The 19,541-nt window shown below is 32.2% G+C and carries 12 protein-coding genes; 9 read left to right on the forward strand and 3 right to left on the reverse strand.

What is annotated here, in order from left to right; genetic code table 11:
- The first annotated feature begins 27 nt into the window (after nt 1-27).
- On the forward strand, nt 28-8,649 hold the full coding sequence (locus ACWJJ7_RS14940; RefSeq protein ID WP_462962789.1) for a GH36-type glycosyl hydrolase domain-containing protein: 8,622 nt from the start codon (nt 28-30) through the stop codon (nt 8,647-8,649).
- Nucleotides 8,650-8,711: 62 nt separating this feature from the next.
- Here the strand turns inward: ACWJJ7_RS14940 and ACWJJ7_RS14945 are convergent, their stop codons facing one another.
- Entirely contained in the window at nt 8,712-8,927 is a 216-nt protein-coding gene (locus tag ACWJJ7_RS14945; RefSeq protein WP_462962790.1) for a hypothetical protein, read from the reverse strand.
- Nucleotides 8,928-9,207: 280 nt separating this feature from the next.
- On the opposite strand from ACWJJ7_RS14945, the gene ACWJJ7_RS14950 reads away from it, so the two are divergent.
- The 3 genes from ACWJJ7_RS14950 to ACWJJ7_RS14960 all read left to right on the forward strand — a co-directional run bounded on the left by ACWJJ7_RS14950 (nt 9,208) and on the right by ACWJJ7_RS14960 (nt 13,110).
- The gene (locus tag ACWJJ7_RS14950) at nt 9,208-9,582 is read left to right on the forward strand and encodes a desulfoferrodoxin (RefSeq protein WP_462962791.1); all 375 of its coding nucleotides are present in this window, start codon (nt 9,208-9,210) and stop codon (nt 9,580-9,582) included.
- A 502-nt stretch (nt 9,583-10,084) separates the two neighbouring features.
- The gene (gene trpS / locus ACWJJ7_RS14955; protein ID WP_462962792.1) at nt 10,085-11,080 is read left to right on the forward strand and encodes a tryptophan--tRNA ligase; all 996 of its coding nucleotides are present in this window, start codon (nt 10,085-10,087) and stop codon (nt 11,078-11,080) included.
- Nucleotides 11,081-11,508: 428 nt separating this feature from the next.
- Complete coding sequence (locus tag ACWJJ7_RS14960; RefSeq protein ID WP_462962793.1) at nt 11,509-13,110, forward strand: peptide chain release factor 3; 1,602 nt, start codon at nt 11,509-11,511, stop codon at nt 13,108-13,110.
- Nucleotides 13,111-13,171: 61 nt separating this feature from the next.
- On the opposite strand, the gene ACWJJ7_RS14965 is transcribed toward ACWJJ7_RS14960, so the two are convergent.
- Nucleotides 13,172-13,327: a DUF5670 family protein gene (locus tag ACWJJ7_RS14965; protein WP_462962794.1), complete on the reverse strand. Its 156-nt coding sequence runs from the start codon at nt 13,325-13,327 to the stop codon at nt 13,172-13,174.
- A 250-nt stretch (nt 13,328-13,577) separates the two neighbouring features.
- On the opposite strand from ACWJJ7_RS14965, the gene ACWJJ7_RS14970 reads away from it, so the two are divergent.
- The 3 genes from ACWJJ7_RS14970 to ACWJJ7_RS14980 all read left to right on the forward strand — a co-directional run bounded on the left by ACWJJ7_RS14970 (nt 13,578) and on the right by ACWJJ7_RS14980 (nt 15,629).
- On the forward strand, nt 13,578-14,120 hold the full coding sequence (locus tag ACWJJ7_RS14970) for an ECF transporter S component (protein WP_462962795.1): 543 nt from the start codon (nt 13,578-13,580) through the stop codon (nt 14,118-14,120).
- A 99-nt stretch (nt 14,121-14,219) separates the two neighbouring features.
- Complete coding sequence (locus ACWJJ7_RS14975) at nt 14,220-15,281, forward strand: IS1595 family transposase (RefSeq protein ID WP_462962796.1); 1,062 nt, start codon at nt 14,220-14,222, stop codon at nt 15,279-15,281.
- A gap of 156 nt (nt 15,282-15,437) precedes the next feature.
- On the forward strand, nt 15,438-15,629 hold the full coding sequence (locus ACWJJ7_RS14980; RefSeq protein ID WP_462962797.1) for a hypothetical protein: 192 nt from the start codon (nt 15,438-15,440) through the stop codon (nt 15,627-15,629).
- A gap of 137 nt (nt 15,630-15,766) precedes the next feature.
- Here the strand turns inward: ACWJJ7_RS14980 and ACWJJ7_RS14985 are convergent, their stop codons facing one another.
- A complete protein-coding gene (locus tag ACWJJ7_RS14985) occupies nt 15,767-16,864 on the reverse strand; it encodes a GerAB/ArcD/ProY family transporter (RefSeq protein ID WP_462962798.1) in 1,098 nt (365 codons plus the stop codon).
- A 123-nt stretch (nt 16,865-16,987) separates the two neighbouring features.
- Here ACWJJ7_RS14985 and ACWJJ7_RS14990 point away from each other — a divergent pair, with 123 nt between their 5' ends.
- Nucleotides 16,988-18,394, forward strand: coding sequence for a spore germination protein (locus ACWJJ7_RS14990; protein WP_462962799.1), 1,407 nt, complete (start codon nt 16,988-16,990; stop codon nt 18,392-18,394).
- The gene (locus ACWJJ7_RS14995) at nt 18,387-19,505 is read left to right on the forward strand and encodes a Ger(x)C family spore germination protein (protein WP_462962800.1); all 1,119 of its coding nucleotides are present in this window, start codon (nt 18,387-18,389) and stop codon (nt 19,503-19,505) included. The genes ACWJJ7_RS14990 and ACWJJ7_RS14995 overlap by 8 nt, the downstream gene beginning before the upstream one ends.
- Nucleotides 19,506-19,541 lie beyond the last annotated feature (36 nt).

Below are 19,541 nucleotides of genomic sequence, written 5' to 3' on the forward strand. Positions count from 1 at the left end.
ACAAAAAGTGTTGAAAGGGTGTTTATAATGCCATATGTTACATTAGGGGTAATAGCCGTAATAAGTATTTTAATCTACATAGTGATAAGAAGAAATCTGAATTATTATGAAGAGGAAAATTTACTAAAAGATGTTCCAACCATAAATGTGAATAGAGAAGATTTAGAGAAACATGCTTTCGAAATAGCACGTCATTATTCTGATGTGAAAAATACTAATTGTAAGAAAAAGCTTATTAGTAATTTAGATAGAAGTTATGAAAAGATTTTAAATGGCTATGATGGCATGGATAAAGAAGAAAAAAATAAAAAAGATGTATTGCCTGCTTCTGAATGGCTTTTGGATAATCTTTACTTGGTAGAGAAGGAGTATAAGAGTATAAAATATAACATGCCACAAAATTATTATAAAGACTTACCGGTGATATACAAAGGGTTCATGAAGGGCTATCCAAGAGTTTATCATATTGCTATTGAGATAGTATCTCACACCGACGGTAGGATGGATGAAACAGTTATTGCAAACTTTATTAGGGCCTATCAAAGGAGTGCTGTACTGACGTCTGGTGAACTTTGGGCTATTCCTATAATGCTAAGAATAGCATTAATTCAAAATATTAGTAGGATAACTGAAAAAATTGTTAAAGCGAAGCAGGATAAAAAAGAAGCAGAAAAAGTTGCAGAGAGGTTAATCAATGCTTTTAATGAAGATAAAATTGTCAAAGAGATATCTTTATTAAGAAATGAAAAATTTACATTCAATTCTCATTTTACAGAAAGATTATTGAAATTGTTAAGGGATAATGGTATTGATTCTAAAGAGGTTTATGATTTTATAGATGAAAGGCTTGGGGCACAGGAAACAAGCCTAGAAAAAATTATAGTATTAGAGCATCAAATGGAAGCTAATTTTGAAATATCTATGGCAAATTCCATTAATAGTATAAGAGTCATTGAAGGTTTAAATTGGAAAAATTATTTTGAAAAGCTAAGTGCTGTAGAGGATATTTTGAGAGAGGATCCTTCGCACATTTATAGAAAAATGGATTTTCAATCTAGAGATAAATATAGACACAAAATAGAAAAGATATCTAAAAATATAAATCTTCCAGAATCATATATAGCAAAAAAAGCTATTGAATGTTGCAAAGAAAGTGAGTTTTCAGAAAATAATACCTATGAACAACATGTCGGATATTATTTGATAGATAAGGGACTAAATAAATTAAAGCGAAAAATAGGATATAAGAATACTGGTATAGAGAGGCTCAAAAACAGCATAAAGAAGAATATGGAAAATTTTTATATAGGCACTATTATTATATTTACAACACTAATAATATGTCTAATTATTGCGAGTAGCCTATTAAATGATAGTAACAAAGATTTATGGAGATATTGTCTTGCCATAATTGTTATATTAGTACCCTGTAGCGAAATAGTAATATCGATTTTTAACTGGAGTGTAAGCGTTCTGAGTACTCCTTCTTTTATTCCTAAAATGGATTTCAAAGAAGCAATACCAGAAAAATATAGTACGGTTGTAGTAATTCCAACACTATTAAATAATCCTAGCAGGGTAGTCGAATTAATAAATGATTTAGAAGTGTACTATTTAGCCAATGCTCAGGAAAATTTGTTTTTTGCATTACTTGGGGACTTTAAGGATAGTGATACGCAGGAGGAAGAAGAAGATAAATCAATAGTTAATGCTGGGCTTTTAGCTATAGAAAGTTTAAATAAAAAGTATTGTAGAACGGATAAAAAGAAATTTTTCTTTCTAAATAGAAATAGACAGTACAATGAAAAAGAAAACAAGTGGATTGGATTTGAACGAAAACGCGGAAAGCTTATGGAGTTTAATGAGTTTTTAAGAGGTAACGAAAATACTAGTTACGATGTAATAAGCAGCAATCCTCTAAACCTTAGAAAGGTTAAATATGTTATTACATTAGATGCAGATACGAAGCTTCCAAGGGACTCTGCAAAAAAACTTATAGGTGCTATGGCTCATCCACTAAACAATGCTGTTATAAATAATAGTAAAAAGAAAGTGGATAGAGGTTACGGTTTAATGCAGCCGAGAGTAGGAGTGTCTATTCTTAGCGCAAACAAAACTCTATTTTCAAAGATATTTTCTGGGGAAACTGGTATAGATATTTATACTACTGCTGTATCTGATGTATACCAGGATTTATTTGGGGAAGGAATTTTTACTGGAAAAGGGATTTATAATGTAGATGTATTTAATTATATGTTAAAAGATGAAATACCTGAAAATACTGTATTAAGCCATGACTTGTTAGAGGGCTGCTATGTTAGGACTGCATTAGTTACTGATGTGGAATTCATAGATGGATACCCAGCTTATTACAATTCTAGTTGTATGAGATTACACAGGTGGACTAGAGGTGATTGGCAACTATTACCTTGGCTTATAAAACCTTCACCAATAAATAAAATATCTAAATGGAAAATATTTGATAATTTAAGGAGAAGTTTACTCGCACCCTCCATTACAATTTTGCTCATACTTGCATTAGGTGGAATATTGCCTGATGGGACAGATAAATGGGTTATTGCAGCATTTGTTGCGGTTTTAGCACCTATACTTTTTGATGTATCTGAAGCTGTAGTTTCTCCTGCGGCAGGTATAAGTTTATCGGGTAAAATTCAAAATGGGTCTATGGCTATAGAACAAATATTTTTGATTATTTGTTTTATACCTTTTCAAGCGTATATGATGTTAGATGCCATAATTAGAACATTATATAGAATGATGGTAAGTAAGAAAAATTTATTAGAGTGGCAGACAGCAGCGGACGTAGAGGTGAAACTAGGGAAAAAACTTGAAAATTTCATAGCTTTTATGTGGATTGAAAGTGCAATTTCACTTTTGATTTTATTTTTATCATTTAATTCAAGTCTGAGTATTGGGTTTCTTAGTATACCTTCCTGTGTACTTTGGTTTTTAAGCCCTGTAATTGCATATGTTATAAGTCGCGATAGAAGTTTAGAAACTTTTGAAATGAAGGTTGAAGAAAAGATATTTTTAAGGAAATTAAGTAGGAAAACTTGGGCGTATTTTGAGGATTTTGTCAATGACGAAAATAATTGGCTTGGACCAGATAACTATCAAGAAGATCCGCCTAATGGGTTAGCCCAGAGAACTTCACCGACTAATATGGGTATGGAATTAACATCAAATATAGTTGCCTATGATTTGGGGTATATAGGAATTATGGAAGTAACACAAAGAATAGAGAAAATTATGACTTCAATGGAGGATATGGTTACATGTAATGGTCATTTTTACAATTGGTATGATACTAAAACTAAAACTCCACTTTATCCTAGATATGTGTCCACTGTGGATAGTGGGAACTTAGTTGGTTATCTTTGGCTGGTTTCTCAATCACTAGAAGAATATTTGTGTAATCCGATATTTAACCTTGTGCAAGTGGAGGGTTTGCAAGACACAATAAGGCTTGCTATTGAAGAAATAGAAGAATCCGAAGGATTGAAAGAATTATATCATGAAGTGATTGTCACCTTAGGCAATGACAAAACAGATTTTTACTCTTGGAGGACTGTGCTTGTAGATTTAGCAGCGAGGGTTACGCAAGTACAAAAAGGCGAGGAGCTATATTGGAATAAAAAACTCAAAGGTGATGTGGGTGGATTCTTAGAGGAAATAAATGAATTTTTCCCTTGGTTTGATTTTATCCATGAAAAAAACTTTGATTTAGACATTAGTAATTCTTTAAGGAGCTTAATCGAAAATACAGCAATAAATTGTATTCCAGAAAAAACCACCAACATATTAAATATGTTAAATAGCAAGATAAAAAGTGATGAATCTTTAGAGAAATTAAAAGGTTTGCTACAAAACACAAAAGAAAAAGCTCAAAGGGTTATTAGAAGCATTGAGAGCTTAAAAGAAAGACTAAACTCAATGGCAGAAGCTACTGATTTTAAAATGTTGTATGATGAAGAAAGAGAACTGTTTAGAATTGGATATGACGTTGAGAATGATAGTCTAGGTAAGAGCTATTACGATTTACTTGCTTCTGAGTCAAGGCAGGCTAGCTTTGTTGCCATAGCAAAAGGAGATGTTCCTAAAAAACATTGGTTTAAGCTTGGTAGGTCTATGACTCTTATGGGGAAAAGTAAGGGATTAGTTTCTTGGAGTGGAACCATGTTTGAATATATGATGCCTTTACTTATAATGAAAAATTATCCAGAAACAATGCTAGATGAAACTTACAAAGCTGTAATTGGGGCGCAAAAGAAATATTGTAATGAAAGAGGGGTGCCTTTTGGAATATCTGAATCTGCATTTTATAATTTTGATGTAAATTCAAATTACCAATATAAGGCATTTGGGGTAGCTGGAGTAGGACTAAAGTCAGGGCTGGAAGATGAATTGGTTATTGCACCATACTCTACTGTTATGGCACTGCAAACTGATTTTAGAGGATCTTATGATAATCTTAAGAGTCTTGCTTTGGAAGGATTAGAAGGAACTTATGGTTTTTATGAAGCTGTAGATTATACTAAAAACAGAATGTCAAAGGAGGAACCTAAGGCTATTATTAAGTGTTTCATGATTCATCATGAAGGGATGAGCTTAATGGCAATAGACAATGTATTATTAAACAATATTCTTCAAAAAAGATTTCATACTTTGCCAAAGGTCAAAGCTACAGAGCTATTACTTCAAGAGAAAATTTCTAAGAGAGTAGTATATGATAGAAAATATAAATTTGATATATCAGGTACTACTATAGGAAAACAAAAGATTATAGTTAGAAAATATACTACAGCTAAAACGGAAACTCCAGAAACACATTTAATTTCTAATGGAAGTTATTCGCTAATGATTTCTAATAGTGGGGCAGGGTATGCCGTGCGAAATAGAACTATGATTTACAGATGGAGGGAAGATGTCACTAAAGACAATACAGGCATGTTCGTGTATATCAAAGATATGGATGAATATGAATACTTCAGTGCAGCTTATGAACCTTGTAAAAAGGTAGGGAATAGTTATGAAGTAACATTCTCCTTAGACAAAGCTGAATTTACAAGGAGCGATGGTAATATTACTACTCGCACGGAAATCACTGTGTCTACAGAGGATGACTCAGAGGTAAGAAGATTATCCATTACAAATCATGGCACCGTAAGTAAAAGTTTAGAAATAACAAGCTATTTAGAAGTAACTCTAGCTCATTATGATGCAGATATAGTGCATCCAGCTTTTGGAAATCTATTTGTAAAAACAGAGTATATAGATAATCCTAGCTGCATCCTGGCAACGAGAAGACCTAGGGCTAAGGGTAAAAAGCAACCTTGGATTATGCAAACTGTTGCAACGGAGGGAACTACCGTAGGAACTATTCAATATGAGACTAGCAGAGAGGGTTTCATAGGGCGTGGTGAAAATACAATACATCCTATAGCAATGAAGCAGGACTCGATTTTATCCAATACTGTAGGGGCAGTGCTTGACCCTATAGTAAGTATGAGAAGAAGAGTAAAAATAAAACCTGGTGAAACTTGCATTATAGCTTTCACTACTTCGATAGCTGATAGTAAAGAGGAAGTAATAAGTTTAGCTAAGAAATATAGTGAACTTCACAATGTAAATGTGGTGTTTGAACTAGCGTGGAGCCAAACTCAGGTAGACATGAAATATCTAGGTATAAAATCTAGCCAAGCAAATTTATACCAAGTAATGGCTTCTAAAATTTTATTTTTAAATTCCACTTTTAAACAAAGGGAAGAAAATATAAAAAATGTAAAGAAGGGACAATTTACGCTTTGGGGATATGGTATTTCAGGAGATTTACCTATAATTCTGCTTATAGTTCGTGAGAGTAAAGATAAAGACCTCGTTCGTCAACTTTTAAATGCCCATGAATACTTAAGCCTTAAAGGGTTAAGAGTTGATTTGGTAATAATAAATCTTCAAAAAACCTCATATGATCAGCCTTTACAAACTGATATTAAGGATTTTGTATGCAGTAGTCATTTAAGAGATAAAGAAAATAAACCTGGAGGGCTCTTTATACTTAACAAGGCTACTATTATGGAGGAGGATATAGAGCTTTTAATAGCTATAGCTAGAATAGTTATAGATTCCCGCAAGGGAATGTTAGTATCTCAAATTCAGAATAATTTAAAGAAAATAGAAAAACAACCATTATTACAGATTGTAGAAAATCAATTCACATGGAAAGAGCATAAGTTTAATATGAAACCGTTAGAGTACTTTAATGACTTAGGAGGCTTTAATGTAGAAAGTGAAAACTATACTATTCTACTTAAAGATTTTAATAATACCCCAGCACCTTGGATAAATGTAATTTCAAATGGTGATTTTGGATTTCATGTGTCAGAATGTGGATCAGCTTATACATGGCATCTCAATAGCCGAGAAAATAAAATTACTACTTGGTCTAATGATTGGGTAAGCGATGAATGCTCAGAAGCTATATATTTGCGAGATGATGCTGCTGGCAATGTGTGGAGTATTACACCTAAACCAATAAGGGATGGGGGAGAATACTTAATTGAGCATGGCTTTGGATATTCAAATTTCAAGCATGAAGCTTTTGGAATTATGGGTGAAGTAACCATGTTTGTGCCTAGGTCGCATAACGTTAAGCTATGCAAAATAAAACTTAAAAATAATAGCGATATAGCAAGAGACATAAGTATAACCTACTACGCAGAACTTGTAATGGGAGTTGTACGAGAGCATACTGCTCAGCACATTGTTACTTATTTGAATGAAGAAAAGGAATATATATATGCTACAAATTGTTATAGTCAGCATTTTGGAAAAATAAATGCTTTCTTAAGATTATTTGGAGGCGAGCAGCAAAGCTTTACTGGCAATAGAAGTGAATTTTTAGGTAGAGGAGGAAGTGTAGAGGAACCCGAGGTACTAAAGAGAGTAAGACTTTCAAACAATGTAGGAGCGGGACTCGATCCATGTCTTGCAGTTACTTCAAAAATTCATATAGAACCTAATATGGAGATTGAATTAGTAGCAATGCTTGGTGAAAATGAGAATTTAGATAATATTTCTAAAACTATTGGCGAATTCGAAGATTTTAAAAGAGTTGATACTGAACTCGAAAATGTAAAGAACTATTGGAACAAATTACTTCATACGTTGCAAGTTAAGACTCCGGATAAGAGTATGGACTTAATGCTTAATGGATGGCTAATGTACCAAACTATAGTGTGCAGGTTATGGGCAAGAACTGCTTTTTATCAATCTGGTGGAGCTTATGGCTTTAGAGATCAGCTTCAGGATGTTATGTCACTAGGTATGATTGAGCCCAGTATGACTAAAAAGCAAATTCTATATAGTGCTTCAAGACAATTTATTGAAGGTGATGTGCAACATTGGTGGCATCCGGTTGTAGATAGTGGTATAAGAACAAGATTCTCTGATGACTTATTATGGCTACCTTATGTCACTATGGATTATATAAAAAACACAGGGGATTTTGCTATTCTTGATCAGCAAGCTCAGTATTTAATGGATACGCCACTATCAGATGGTGAAGATGAAAGATATAATATTTCTGGAAGGGCAGATTTTACAGGTAGTATATATGAACACTGCATAAAAGCTATAGATAAAAGCCTTAAATTTGGTCCTCATAACATTCCACTAATGGGTAGTGGAGATTGGAATGATGGAATGAGTACCGTTGGAAATAAGGGTAAAGGCGAAAGTGTATGGCTTGGTTGGTTCTTATATGATATACTAGGGGATTTCTTTGAAGCTTGCACGTATAAAAATGATGATGAAAGACTACAGAAATACAAGGAGATGCAAGAACACATAAGAATAAATCTAGAGGAAAACGCATGGGATGGTAATTGGTACAGGAGAGCATATTTTGATGATGGCACACCACTGGGGTCATCTCAAAATGAAGAGTGTAAGATAGATTCTCTATCTCAATCCTGGGCGGTTATATCAGGAGCTGCGGATAAAGAACGAGCAGAGGAGGCTATGAAGTCATTAGAACATTATTTAATAAAAGAAGATAATGGAATGATTTTACTTTTAACTCCTCCATTTAGTAAATCTACTTTGGAGCCAGGTTATATAAAAGGCTATGTGCCTGGAGTTAGAGAGAACGGTGGACAATATACACACGCTGCAACTTGGGTAATTCTTGCCTTTGCTAAACTTTACAAAGGTGACATGGCAGCAAAGCTTTATAATATGATAAACCCTATTAATCATACAAAAACACTGTCTCAGTGTGAAAGATATAAAACTGAACCTTACGTAATGACTGCTGATGTTTATGGAAAAGAACCTCATGTAGGGCGCGGAGGGTGGAGTTGGTATACTGGAACCTCAGGATGGATGTATAGAACGGGAATAGAGGCGATTTTAGGGTTTAAACTAAAGGAGGGAAAAGGGTTTACCATTGAACCTTGTGTGCCAGAGGAATGGTCACAGTATGAGATTATATATAAAAAAGATAAATTTGAATATGTGATTGAGGTTAAGCGCCAGGGAGATAAAGGAATTTGGCTTGATGGTAATTTATGCGCAGATGGATTGGTTCCATTTATTGATGGAGTGCATAAAGTAGAGGTTATAATTTAAAAAAACAGATGACTTCTAAAAAGAAGTCATCTGTTTTTATGCTTTTATAGTTTTGAAACAAGTTAGTCTTCTGTATCTGGGATTTCTTGGCCGCCGTTATAGGTATAGTCAAATTCAACATTGGATATATTCATAGAAACTATAGGATCAGTTACTGGGTCTGGTAGCATAGTAGAATCTTTTTCGGAGTAAGATCTTATATCTTTCTCTTCTAATTCATAAAAATTTCTTTCGTGAGGTGCATACGCTTTTGTTTGGTTCTTAAGGCTCTTAGTCATGTTCATACCTCCCTTTATATTATATTGTATTATATAGTATTCCACGGAAGAGAGAAAAAAATGAAGGTAATATTAGTTAAATAATCTTTTAGCTATAATGTGTAATCATACAATGAATGAATTAGCATAAAATACATATGTAAATAAAATTAAAAAAAGAGGGAATTTTCAAAAAATGTAGAATAATATAGATATAATTACTAGCAATAAATAACTGTTATAGATTGAAAAAATCATAATCAGTATTTTATAGAGTTCTAAATTTAAAGGAGGAATAAAAATGACTGAATTAAGGCAAATTTATAAATGTGAAGTATGTGGTAATATAGTTGAGGTTGTTCATAATGCTGGTGGGGTTTTAGTCTGTTGTGGAAAACCAATGACACTTAAAGTAGAAAATACTCAGGATGCAGCAGTTGAAAAACATGTTCCTGTAATTGAAAAAATAGAAGGTGGAATTAGGGTTAAGGTTGGAGCAGTTGAGCACCCAATGCTCGAAGAACATCATATTGAATTTATTGAAGTACACACAGAAAATAAGGTGTACAGAAAATACTTAAAACCAGGCGAAAAACCAGAAGCAGAATTTAAATTAGAAGAAAAAGTGTTATTCGTAAGAGAATACTGTAATTTACATGGACTTTGGAAAGCATAAAATCTAAAATTATTATTGACAATTTAAGTGAATAGGCATATTATAATTTAAAGAGATTTTAAATAGATTATAATGTTATAGTCTTTGATGAGAAGTAAGTAAATTTAAAAACAGATTTACAGAGAGTCGTTGATGGTGGAATTACGATAACTATGTTTAAATTGAATGGATCTCTAAGACTCGGGATGAAATGCAGTAGTCCTTGACGTAGGCCTTACGTTATAAAGGTAGGATATCGAAGTGTATCTGTTTAAGTAGAAGCTTTAATGTAGCTTGTAAGTATTAGGTGGTACCGTGTATATACGCCCTATGGATTTATCCATAGGGCTTTTTTTTAGATTCTAGGAAATTGTAAATTTCCTTACATTCAACGTAATGGGAAAATAATATATTGAGTAGAAAGCATATGAGCAAGTTTTAGTAATTCACAATTAATTAACAAAGTGAGTTGCAGTCTGATCAATATATTATTTTGTCTAATTTATTTTAGGAGATGATTATTTTGGAAGAAAATAAAAAGGTAATATTTAGTGGAATTCAACCTTCGGGTGACTTAACACTCGGAAATTATTTAGGAGCTATAAAAAACTGGGTTAAATTACAAGAAGAATATGAATGCTATTTTTGTGTGGTGGATTTACACGCAATTACAGTAAAGCAAGAACCAAAGGATTTGAGAAGAAGAACCTTAGAAATGTTAGCTATTTACTTAGCTTCAGGTATTGATCCTGAGAAAAATACAATGTTTATTCAATCACATGTGTCCGCACATAGTGAAGCTGCTTGGCTTTTAACTTGCTCCACTTACATGGGAGAATTAAGCAGAATGACTCAATATAAAGATAAATCTAAAAACAGTGAAAGTGTAGGGGCAGGATTATTGACATATCCGGTGCTGATGGCAGCAGATATTTTATTATATCAAACTAATTTAGTGCCTGTAGGAAAAGATCAAACTCAACATCTTGAAATTGCAAGGGATATAGCTGAAAGATTTAATAAAACGTATAGCGATACATTTATAATACCTGAACCATATATAGGTAAATCAGGGGCTAAGGTAATGGATTTACAAGAACCAACTAAGAAAATGTCTAAATCGGGAGAAAATGTTAATGGATTCATTTTAATAATGGACCCACCGGAAGTTATAAGAAAAAAAGTAAATAGGTCAGTTACGGATAGCTTAGGGGTAGTCAAGTATAATGACGAACAATTAGGAGTTAAGAACTTAATGACTATATTAATGGCTATAACTGCTATGTCTATAGAAGAAATAGAAGAAAAATATGAAGGATTAGGTTATGCTCAATTTAAAAAAGATGTAGCAGAAGCAATAGTTGCAGAACTTGAACCTATACAGATTAAGATTAAGGAATACACAGGGCAAAAAGCTTATTTAGAGGAAATTTATAAAAAAGGCTCGGAAAAGGCTAACTATGTGGCTAATAAGACGCTAAGAAAAATGCAAAAGAAAATAGGATTTATACCAAGATAATGTATGGAAGTTCTCCTGGGGGACTTGCAATAAGAGCTTGAAACGTGAAATCTCATTAAGAAATTCTAATTTTTTGCGCTTCTTATTGCAAAGCTCGCAGAGTAAGGTCACTTCGTAGAAATTCAATACTGTTATGAATGGTGCCCCTGTGGGAAGTGAAAGAGAGACGGTAAACAAAAAGACTCTTGAAATCTCAATAATCCATTTCAAGAGTCTTTTAGCCGGTAGGATTGGTTTTTGCTACATAATCTTAGCAGAAGATGATTTAACTATAAAGTACAGGCTTGGTTGACAGATATGTGGATAAAAGCTAAAATTGATAGGTAGAGAAATGAAAAGTGAAATTTAGAATCGCTAGGAGCCCAGAGAGTGGTTGTAAGAATATATATATGTACATATCAAAAAAATAAAAAAGGAGAGTGATGACCTTGGCAGATTACATAAAACAGATTAAAAAAAGAAGAACGTTTGCTATAATTTCCCACCCGGATGCTGGTAAAACGACGTTGACAGAAAAGTTATTATTATATGGGGGCGCAATAAGACTTGCAGGTTCAGTTAAAGCTAGAAAGGCGTCTAAACATGCGGTTTCTGACTGGATGGAAATAGAAAAACAAAGAGGTATTTCTGTTACTTCTTCAGTTATGCAATTTAATTATAATGATTTTTGTATAAATATACTTGATACACCAGGTCACCAAGACTTTAGTGAAGATACTTACAGAACCCTTATGGCAGCAGATAGTGCTGTAATGATTATTGATGGTGCAAAAGGTGTCGAGGAACAAACAAGAAAGCTATTTCATGTTTGTAGTATTAGAGAAATACCTATTTTTACATTTATTAACAAGATGGATAGAGAAACTAGAGATATATTTGAACTTATGGAAGAAATAGAAAATGAATTTGGAATTAGATCTTACCCAATGAATTGGCCTATAGGTTGTGGGGTAGATTTTAAAGGGGTTTATGACAGACGCACAAAGGAAATCATTGTTTTTGATGATGGAAAGCATGGCCAAATAGAAGCTAAAGAGACAAAAATCAGTATTGAGGATGAAAAGGCAATTGAACTTATTGGTGATGTACTATATGAAAAGCTTATGGAAGATATGGAGCTTTTAGATGTAGCAGGAGATGATTTTGATTTAGCAAAAGTAGCTACTGGAGAGCTTACTCCAGTATTTTTTGGAAGTGCTTCAACTAATTTTGGAGTTGAACCTTTTTTAGATAACTTTTTACAATTAACTTCAGCGCCATTACCAAGAAATTCGAGTATAGGGAAAATTGATATTTTTAGTAAGGATTTTTCTGCCTTTGTATTTAAAATTCAGGCTAATATGAATAAAGCTCACAGGGATAGAATGGCTTTTATGAGAATTTGTTCTGGAGAGTTTGAAAAGGGCATGGATGTTTATCATGTACAAGGCGGTAATAAAATAAAATTAGCACAACCTCAACAATTTTTAGCACAAGAGAGAGAAATAGTGGACACGGCTTATGCAGGAGATATTATTGGAGTTTTTGATCCAGGTATATTTAGCATAGGAGACACCATATGTTCTTCTTCAAATAAATTTGAGTTCGAAGGAATACCAACTTTTGCGCCAGAACATTTTGCAAGGGTGAGAACTGTTGATACCATGAAGAGAAAGCAATTTATAAAAGGAGTAACACAAATAGCTCAAGAAGGTGCAATCCAAGTATTTAAGGAACTTCATATAGGGATTGAACAAATCATAGTTGGGGTTGTAGGTGTGTTACAGTTTGAAGTATTAGAGTTCAGACTTAAAAATGAATATAATGTAGATATTAAGATGGAAAGGTTAGCATTTAAACATATAAGATGGATTGAAAAGTGTAATATAGATATAGATAAAGAAAAACTCAACTTGACTAGTGATGCTAGGATAGTTAAAGACCTTAAGGACAGAAATCTATTAGTATTCCAAAATGAGTGGGGTATTAGCTGGGCAACAGAGCATAATAAAGGCTTGATTTTATCAGACATTGGTAAAAATGACGACTAAATCAAAAATAAAAAAATCTCTTGAATTAATTTCAAGAGATTTTTTCACGTTTAGTAGGTTTTTATATGTTTTTTTTTCTGCTGGATAGAACATCAAATACAAATACAATCGCAGCAACTACTAGAAGGATATTAATTAAACTTCCACCTATGCTGAAAAGAACTCCCATTAACCAAAATAACACTATAAATCCACCTAACCAACGTAAAAAGGTCATGTTTACACCTCCATTTATTAAAATTACTATTTAATAGAAGATTAAAAATCCATAAAAGTATCGTTATCTACTAGAGTAGCGTTATCTACTAGAGTAGCTTATATATAGTATTTATTACTTTAGCGATGTATATGCAATATATTTGTGGAAAAGTGTATGCATACATTTGAAAAAATGATAAATGTTGTATATAATGACAGTAGAAAGACGCTTAAGGATATATTAAAGATTTAATTTTAGGGGGAGAAAGATGGAAAATAGAATATCATCAATTAAAACTATTGACATAGTACAAATTAGTCTAATGGCGGCGATTACGTTTATAGCTACTTCGGTTATACATATACCTACGTTTATGGGTGTACTTCATTTAGGAGATAGTATGATTTTTTTATCAGCTATATTATTTGGAAGAAAAAAAGCAGCCATATCTTCTGCTGTTGGTATGTGTTTATTTGATTTGTTAAATGGATATACCATGTGGGCACCATTTACACTTATTATTAAAGGTACAATGGGATATATTGCTGGAACAATTGCCTATAGAAAAAATTATAATGGAAATAAATTTTCAAATAATATCTTTGCCTTTGTTGTAGCAGGAATTTGGATGATTGCGGCGTATTATTTAGGTGGAGCTATTATACTAACATTTATTTCTAAAGAATTTGCACTTAAACAAGCATTAATTGTTTCTTTAAAGGATATACCTACTAATATTTTTCAAGTAGTAGGAGGTATTGCTTTAGCATTACCTCTAATAACAGCTTTAAAAAGCAAAATTAATAGATAATATAAAATTTAGGCTATGTTTAAGATAAATGTTGAAAATTGATATTTTCTGAATATTGGGATATAATAAGACTATACAAAGGATTACGGAGGTCTTATTATGCCAAGTGTAGCGTCAGTAAAGAAAGATTTAGAGGCTTTAGGAACAACAGGACAGGAAGAAATATTAGCCTACCTTGAAGAAGTTATTGTATTAGGTTCGTTTGCTATTGAAGTTACAAACGAAGTTAAAGAGAATAGGTTTTCCAAGGGAAAGGTCTGCCCTTGTTGTGGACATGATGAAGTATCCAGAAATGGCAAGTTCAATGGTAAGCAGAGATATATCTGTAAGTCCTGCCGAAAGACCTTCACTGACTTTACACGTTCACCACGATACAACAGCAAGAAAGATATTAAAAAATGGATATTATATTCTAAATGTATGATAAATGGTTATTCCATAAGAAAATGTGCCGAGATAGTTGAGATTAGTGTACCTACATCTTTTTACTGGAGGCATAAATTTTTAGACGCTATCAGAGTGTATATGGGTATTGGTAACGTTGGTGGAGTTATAGAAGTTGATGAAGCATTTTTTAGGGAGTCCTTCAAAGGAAATCATAAGAAAAGTACTGTTTTTACAATGCCACGAGAACCTCACAAACGAGGAGTTAAAGGCAGTAGGAGTAGTAAGGTTGAAAAGAGAAAAAGGGGAATCTCAAAGGAACAAGTTTGTGTTTTGTGTGATATTGATAGGGCAGGAAACATTATGACTGAATTAATATGTAAAGGTAGAATGAAACATACAGATTTAGAAAGGCTCTTTACAGGCAGAATTGAGGATGAATCTATCCTCTGTACTGATTCACATAAGAGTTATATTCGATTTGCACAAAATTCAGGTGTTGAACTACAACAAATTAAGCGTGGTAAGCATAAGGAAGGCATATACCATATACAACACATAAATGCTTTCCATAGCAAATTAAAAGAATGGATGTATGGATTTCATAGTGTTGCCACAAAATACCTTGCTAACTACATGTACTGGTTTAAATGGTTAGAGTTTTTTAATACTGAAAAGGATACCGTAAAGAGTAAACACTTATTAGTTCAGTCACATACATCTCATTCTGATTCAAAATTAAAGGATTTTAAAAGCAGGGAAGCAATTTATATATAATTATGTTAAATATTTATATTAATATGCTGTATAATGAATTAAGGATACAATAGTAAGATATTGTATATCAACAAAAGTTAATTAAGCTACGTCTTAACGGTAATTTGTAACTTACTTATACCTTTCCCTTACCAATTTAAGAGAGGACGTGTTTTTATGGAAAATATAGAATGTATCCATTGTAAAAATCAAATGAAAGAAGCATGGCTAAATACTGGGGCAGGAGTTCTTATACTTGAACAGCCAATAAAAGGGTTAAAACGAAAAGGCTGTGGTGTAAAAGTATATGTATGTTCAAATTGTGGACATATTGAATTTGTTGCTGAAAATACAGAACTTTTTAAATAAACCATATTCTTAAAACACTAACTAAGGGAACTCCTTTTGGAGTTCCATTAAAAATCTTATATTATCAACGCTATTCTTTAACATAGCCAAAATTTAAAAGTAAGAGAAGCAATATAGGACAAATATTGTTTCTCTTTTTATTTTCTATTTATACAGTCATTTCTAGTGTTTTTTTTAGTTTTAAAGTAAAATATACTGAAAATTATTGTTGGTATTAACATGAAGCTTATTACAGAAAAATAGACGTAAAGATTTAAAAATTTATATAATAATACTACCTTAGCGGAAGTGAAATAGGAGATTATGAATACAAATAAAGTAATAATGTATACACTGTATTTATTAAGGAAAGAAAGCTTTTTTAATAAAATTAGTATAGCGCTTAGTGTTAATACATATTTTATAAACCAACCACCTACCACTTGAAGCATTACATAAAACTCCCCTCCTTCTATAAAACCGAAATAATTAACTAACTGAGTTTGTATGAGCTTAGGATAGTTAATGTTCAAGGCTCTAACTACGCCGAAGGTAGTTAAAACACCTATGTTTGCGAAAATCTCCATCTGTATTACAATTAATATTGCAATAACGCAATGTTTTGTGATTTTTGACTTATTAGTTACTCTAGATAAAAATGGAATACAAATAGCTATACTACCGTAACATCCAAGTGCTTTTATTATAGATAAAATAAAAGAGGTAGTGACGCCGCCCGCCATTATAGGGCGTAGGTAACTATAATCTTTATATTTAGCTGTAAGAATTGCTAGGTTTATACCTGCTACCATAATAAGACATATACCAATAATAGTAACTATAGTTACTGCTCTAGAACCCTTCTTTGTAATATAAACGGCTGGTATTAATATAAACAAGAGAAAAAACCAAACAGGAGTATCTGAGAGCATATTTAGGTGCAAGGCATTTGCTTCTACCGAAGAACTTTCTATTAAGCTTACAATTAAAGTTAGGATAAATAAAATTAAAAAAATATCTCCCATGGTTTTACCTAAAGCTCTATGGTATATTTTATCCATATCATAGCAATTGCTTTTTTTACAAACGAAAAGTAAATAAACAAAAAATAATAATAAAATAATAGAGGCAATAATAACGGAAATCCAGGAATCTCTACCTCCATTTATAATGAATACATTGGGGTAAGTTTTCATTGCTACAATGGAGGTTCCCCAAATTATGAACATTAAATGTTTTGTATTTATCTTATCCATTTTGCCTCCTCCTTATTTTTATTCTACACCGTGCTTCAATAAAATTTGTAATATATTTGTATTATTTCCCTGATTTCAGAATATTAAACTTAAATATTACAAATAATAAACTGGGTGATTAAAATGGAAAAAATAAATATAGATTATGTTAAAGAAAAATTAAAAAATAGTTACGATGTCAAATATAGGGAGATAGAGTGTGATTTAGGAACAATATTTGGTGTATTTATTGATGATTTATGTGATTCTAACTTTATTAGTGAATATATATTTAACCCTCTAATGCAGCACAAAATTTGGACTGTAGATTTAGAGGATATAAAAAAAGAAGTATTACCGGCTAATAGCATTGGAGATATTAATAGTAATGACGAGGCTATATATCACATTTTATCTGGAGACTTGGTGCTTATATTTTCTTTTTCAAATAAAGCGATTTATTGTGAGGCTAAGGGGTATGTAAGGCGGAGTGTAGGTGTACCTCCTACAGAAGATGTAATTAAAGGACCAAGAGAAGGTTTTACGGAGGCTTTTGTAGATAATGTATCAATGATTAGGCGGAAAATAAAAAATTCAAATTTGAAATTTGAACCAGTAATTTTAGGAAGTAAATCTAATACAGTAGCCGTAATATGCTATATAGAAGGTGTGGCCCCGAAGAAACTTGTTGATTATATAAGAAAAAAGGTGACTAATATAAAATTAGAGTTTATATTAGACACAAGTTACATTGAAGAAGAATTAAAAAATACAAACACAGCTTTTGACACCATAGGCACTACCGAAAAACCAGATGTGGCGGCAGCAAAGCTTTTAGAGGGGAAAATAGCAATAATCGTAGATGGAACGCCTTTTGTAATTACTGCACCATATTTTTTTGTGGATAATTTTCAAACACCAGATGATTATTTTTCTAATAAATATTTTGGTAATTTATCAAGAATCATGAGAGTGGTCGCCTTTGGATTAGCTTCCTTATTGTCAGGCGTATATTTGGCTATTTCAACTTTTCACTTTTCGCTTATTCCAACGGTAATTGCCGTAAAGCTCGCAGTTTCTAGAGCCGGTGTACCTCTCCCTACGGTTATAGAGCTATTATTAATGACTTTTTTCTTTCAATTACTTCGAGAGGCAGGAGTAAGACTACCATTACCAATAGGCCAGTCAATGAGCATTGTTGGAGCATTAATTTTAGGCGATGCTGCGGTGGGGGCGAGTTTAGCATCACAAAGCACTATAGTAATCGTGGCACTTTCATCTATTTCTTCTTTTTTGGTTCCTAAGCTTTATGGTGCTCTATCCATATGGAATATAATTATTATTTTGTTTTCCTCGGTGCTTGGGCTACCAGGATTTTATATTAGTTTCTTTATTTTAATTTCACATATGGCGGGACTCGAGAGTTGTGGATATCCATATCTATTCCCTTTAGGGACACTAGAAAGCTTTAAACTTAAGGATGTATTATATAGAAAAGATCTTAGCAAGATATCTAATAGTATTTTTGATAAGGATGATTACAATGAATAAGTATAAAAAAATATTAGTTATAATATGCATAATAACGAATTGTTTTACTATGACATCATGTTTTAGTTATAAGGATATTAATAAGGTTTTATTTGTTTCTGCATTAGTAATAGATGTAGATGATACCGGTAATACTATATTATATGTTGAAGCTTTTAAGGGGATAAGGGGGACATCACCTGAAAGTATGGATCAAAGAATCTTATTTAAGGCAACGGGAAAAACAATGTTTGAAGCTGTTAGAAATATGAGTACTACTTCCAGCTATAAATTAAATTATACACAAAATAAGGCCATAATATTTACTCAAAAGGCCGCAGAATTCGGTCTTGATAATTTTATAGATTTTATGGATCGTGATCAAGAATTGATTTTAAGGCCTTATATTGCAATATATAGGGGGGATCCAGAGAAACTTATGAAGCTAAATATTGTTGAAGAGAAATACATTGGAGTATTTCTAGTGCAGCTTATGGAAAATATTGGGGCGTATTCAAGAGCTGTAAAACTAACTTTAAATGAGTATTACAATCAAAGAAATATGGGAGACAGAACCAATGTAGTAACCATAATAGATATCCCAAAAGATAATTTAGAGGAAAAATTAGAAGTAAATGGTGGAGCGGTGATCAAAGACGATAAAATGGTTAGCGTATTATCAAGAGAAGAGGGGCAAGGATTTAACTTTTTAACTAATTCTATTTCAGGTGGTACTTTAGAAGTAACTAATCCTTGTGATATTAATAAATTTGTAACTTTAGAAATTTTAAAAAGCAAAACTAAGACAGAAATCAGTTATTATGATAATATTGTTCATTTAAAAAAGAAAATTAAAATTGATGTGGATTTAGCAGAAGCTCAAAAAGATATTATATTTACAAAAGAAAATATCAGTAAAATCCAAGAGAAGTCACAAGAAAATATTATGAAATCCTGCAATAATCTGTTTGCAAAATACAAGAGTATGGGAATAGATATCTTTAATGTAAATGAAGAATTTTATGTAAAATATCCAAAAATAAAAATGGAAGATGTTATCAATAAAACTGAATTAAAAGTTGAAGTAGAAGTACAAATAAAGAACACAGGGATTATTAAAAACTTTCAATAAAAAGGCGGTGGTATTCCATCGTTTTTTTTGTTGTAA

It is taken from the genome of Clostridium sp. CM042, assembly GCF_055080995.1.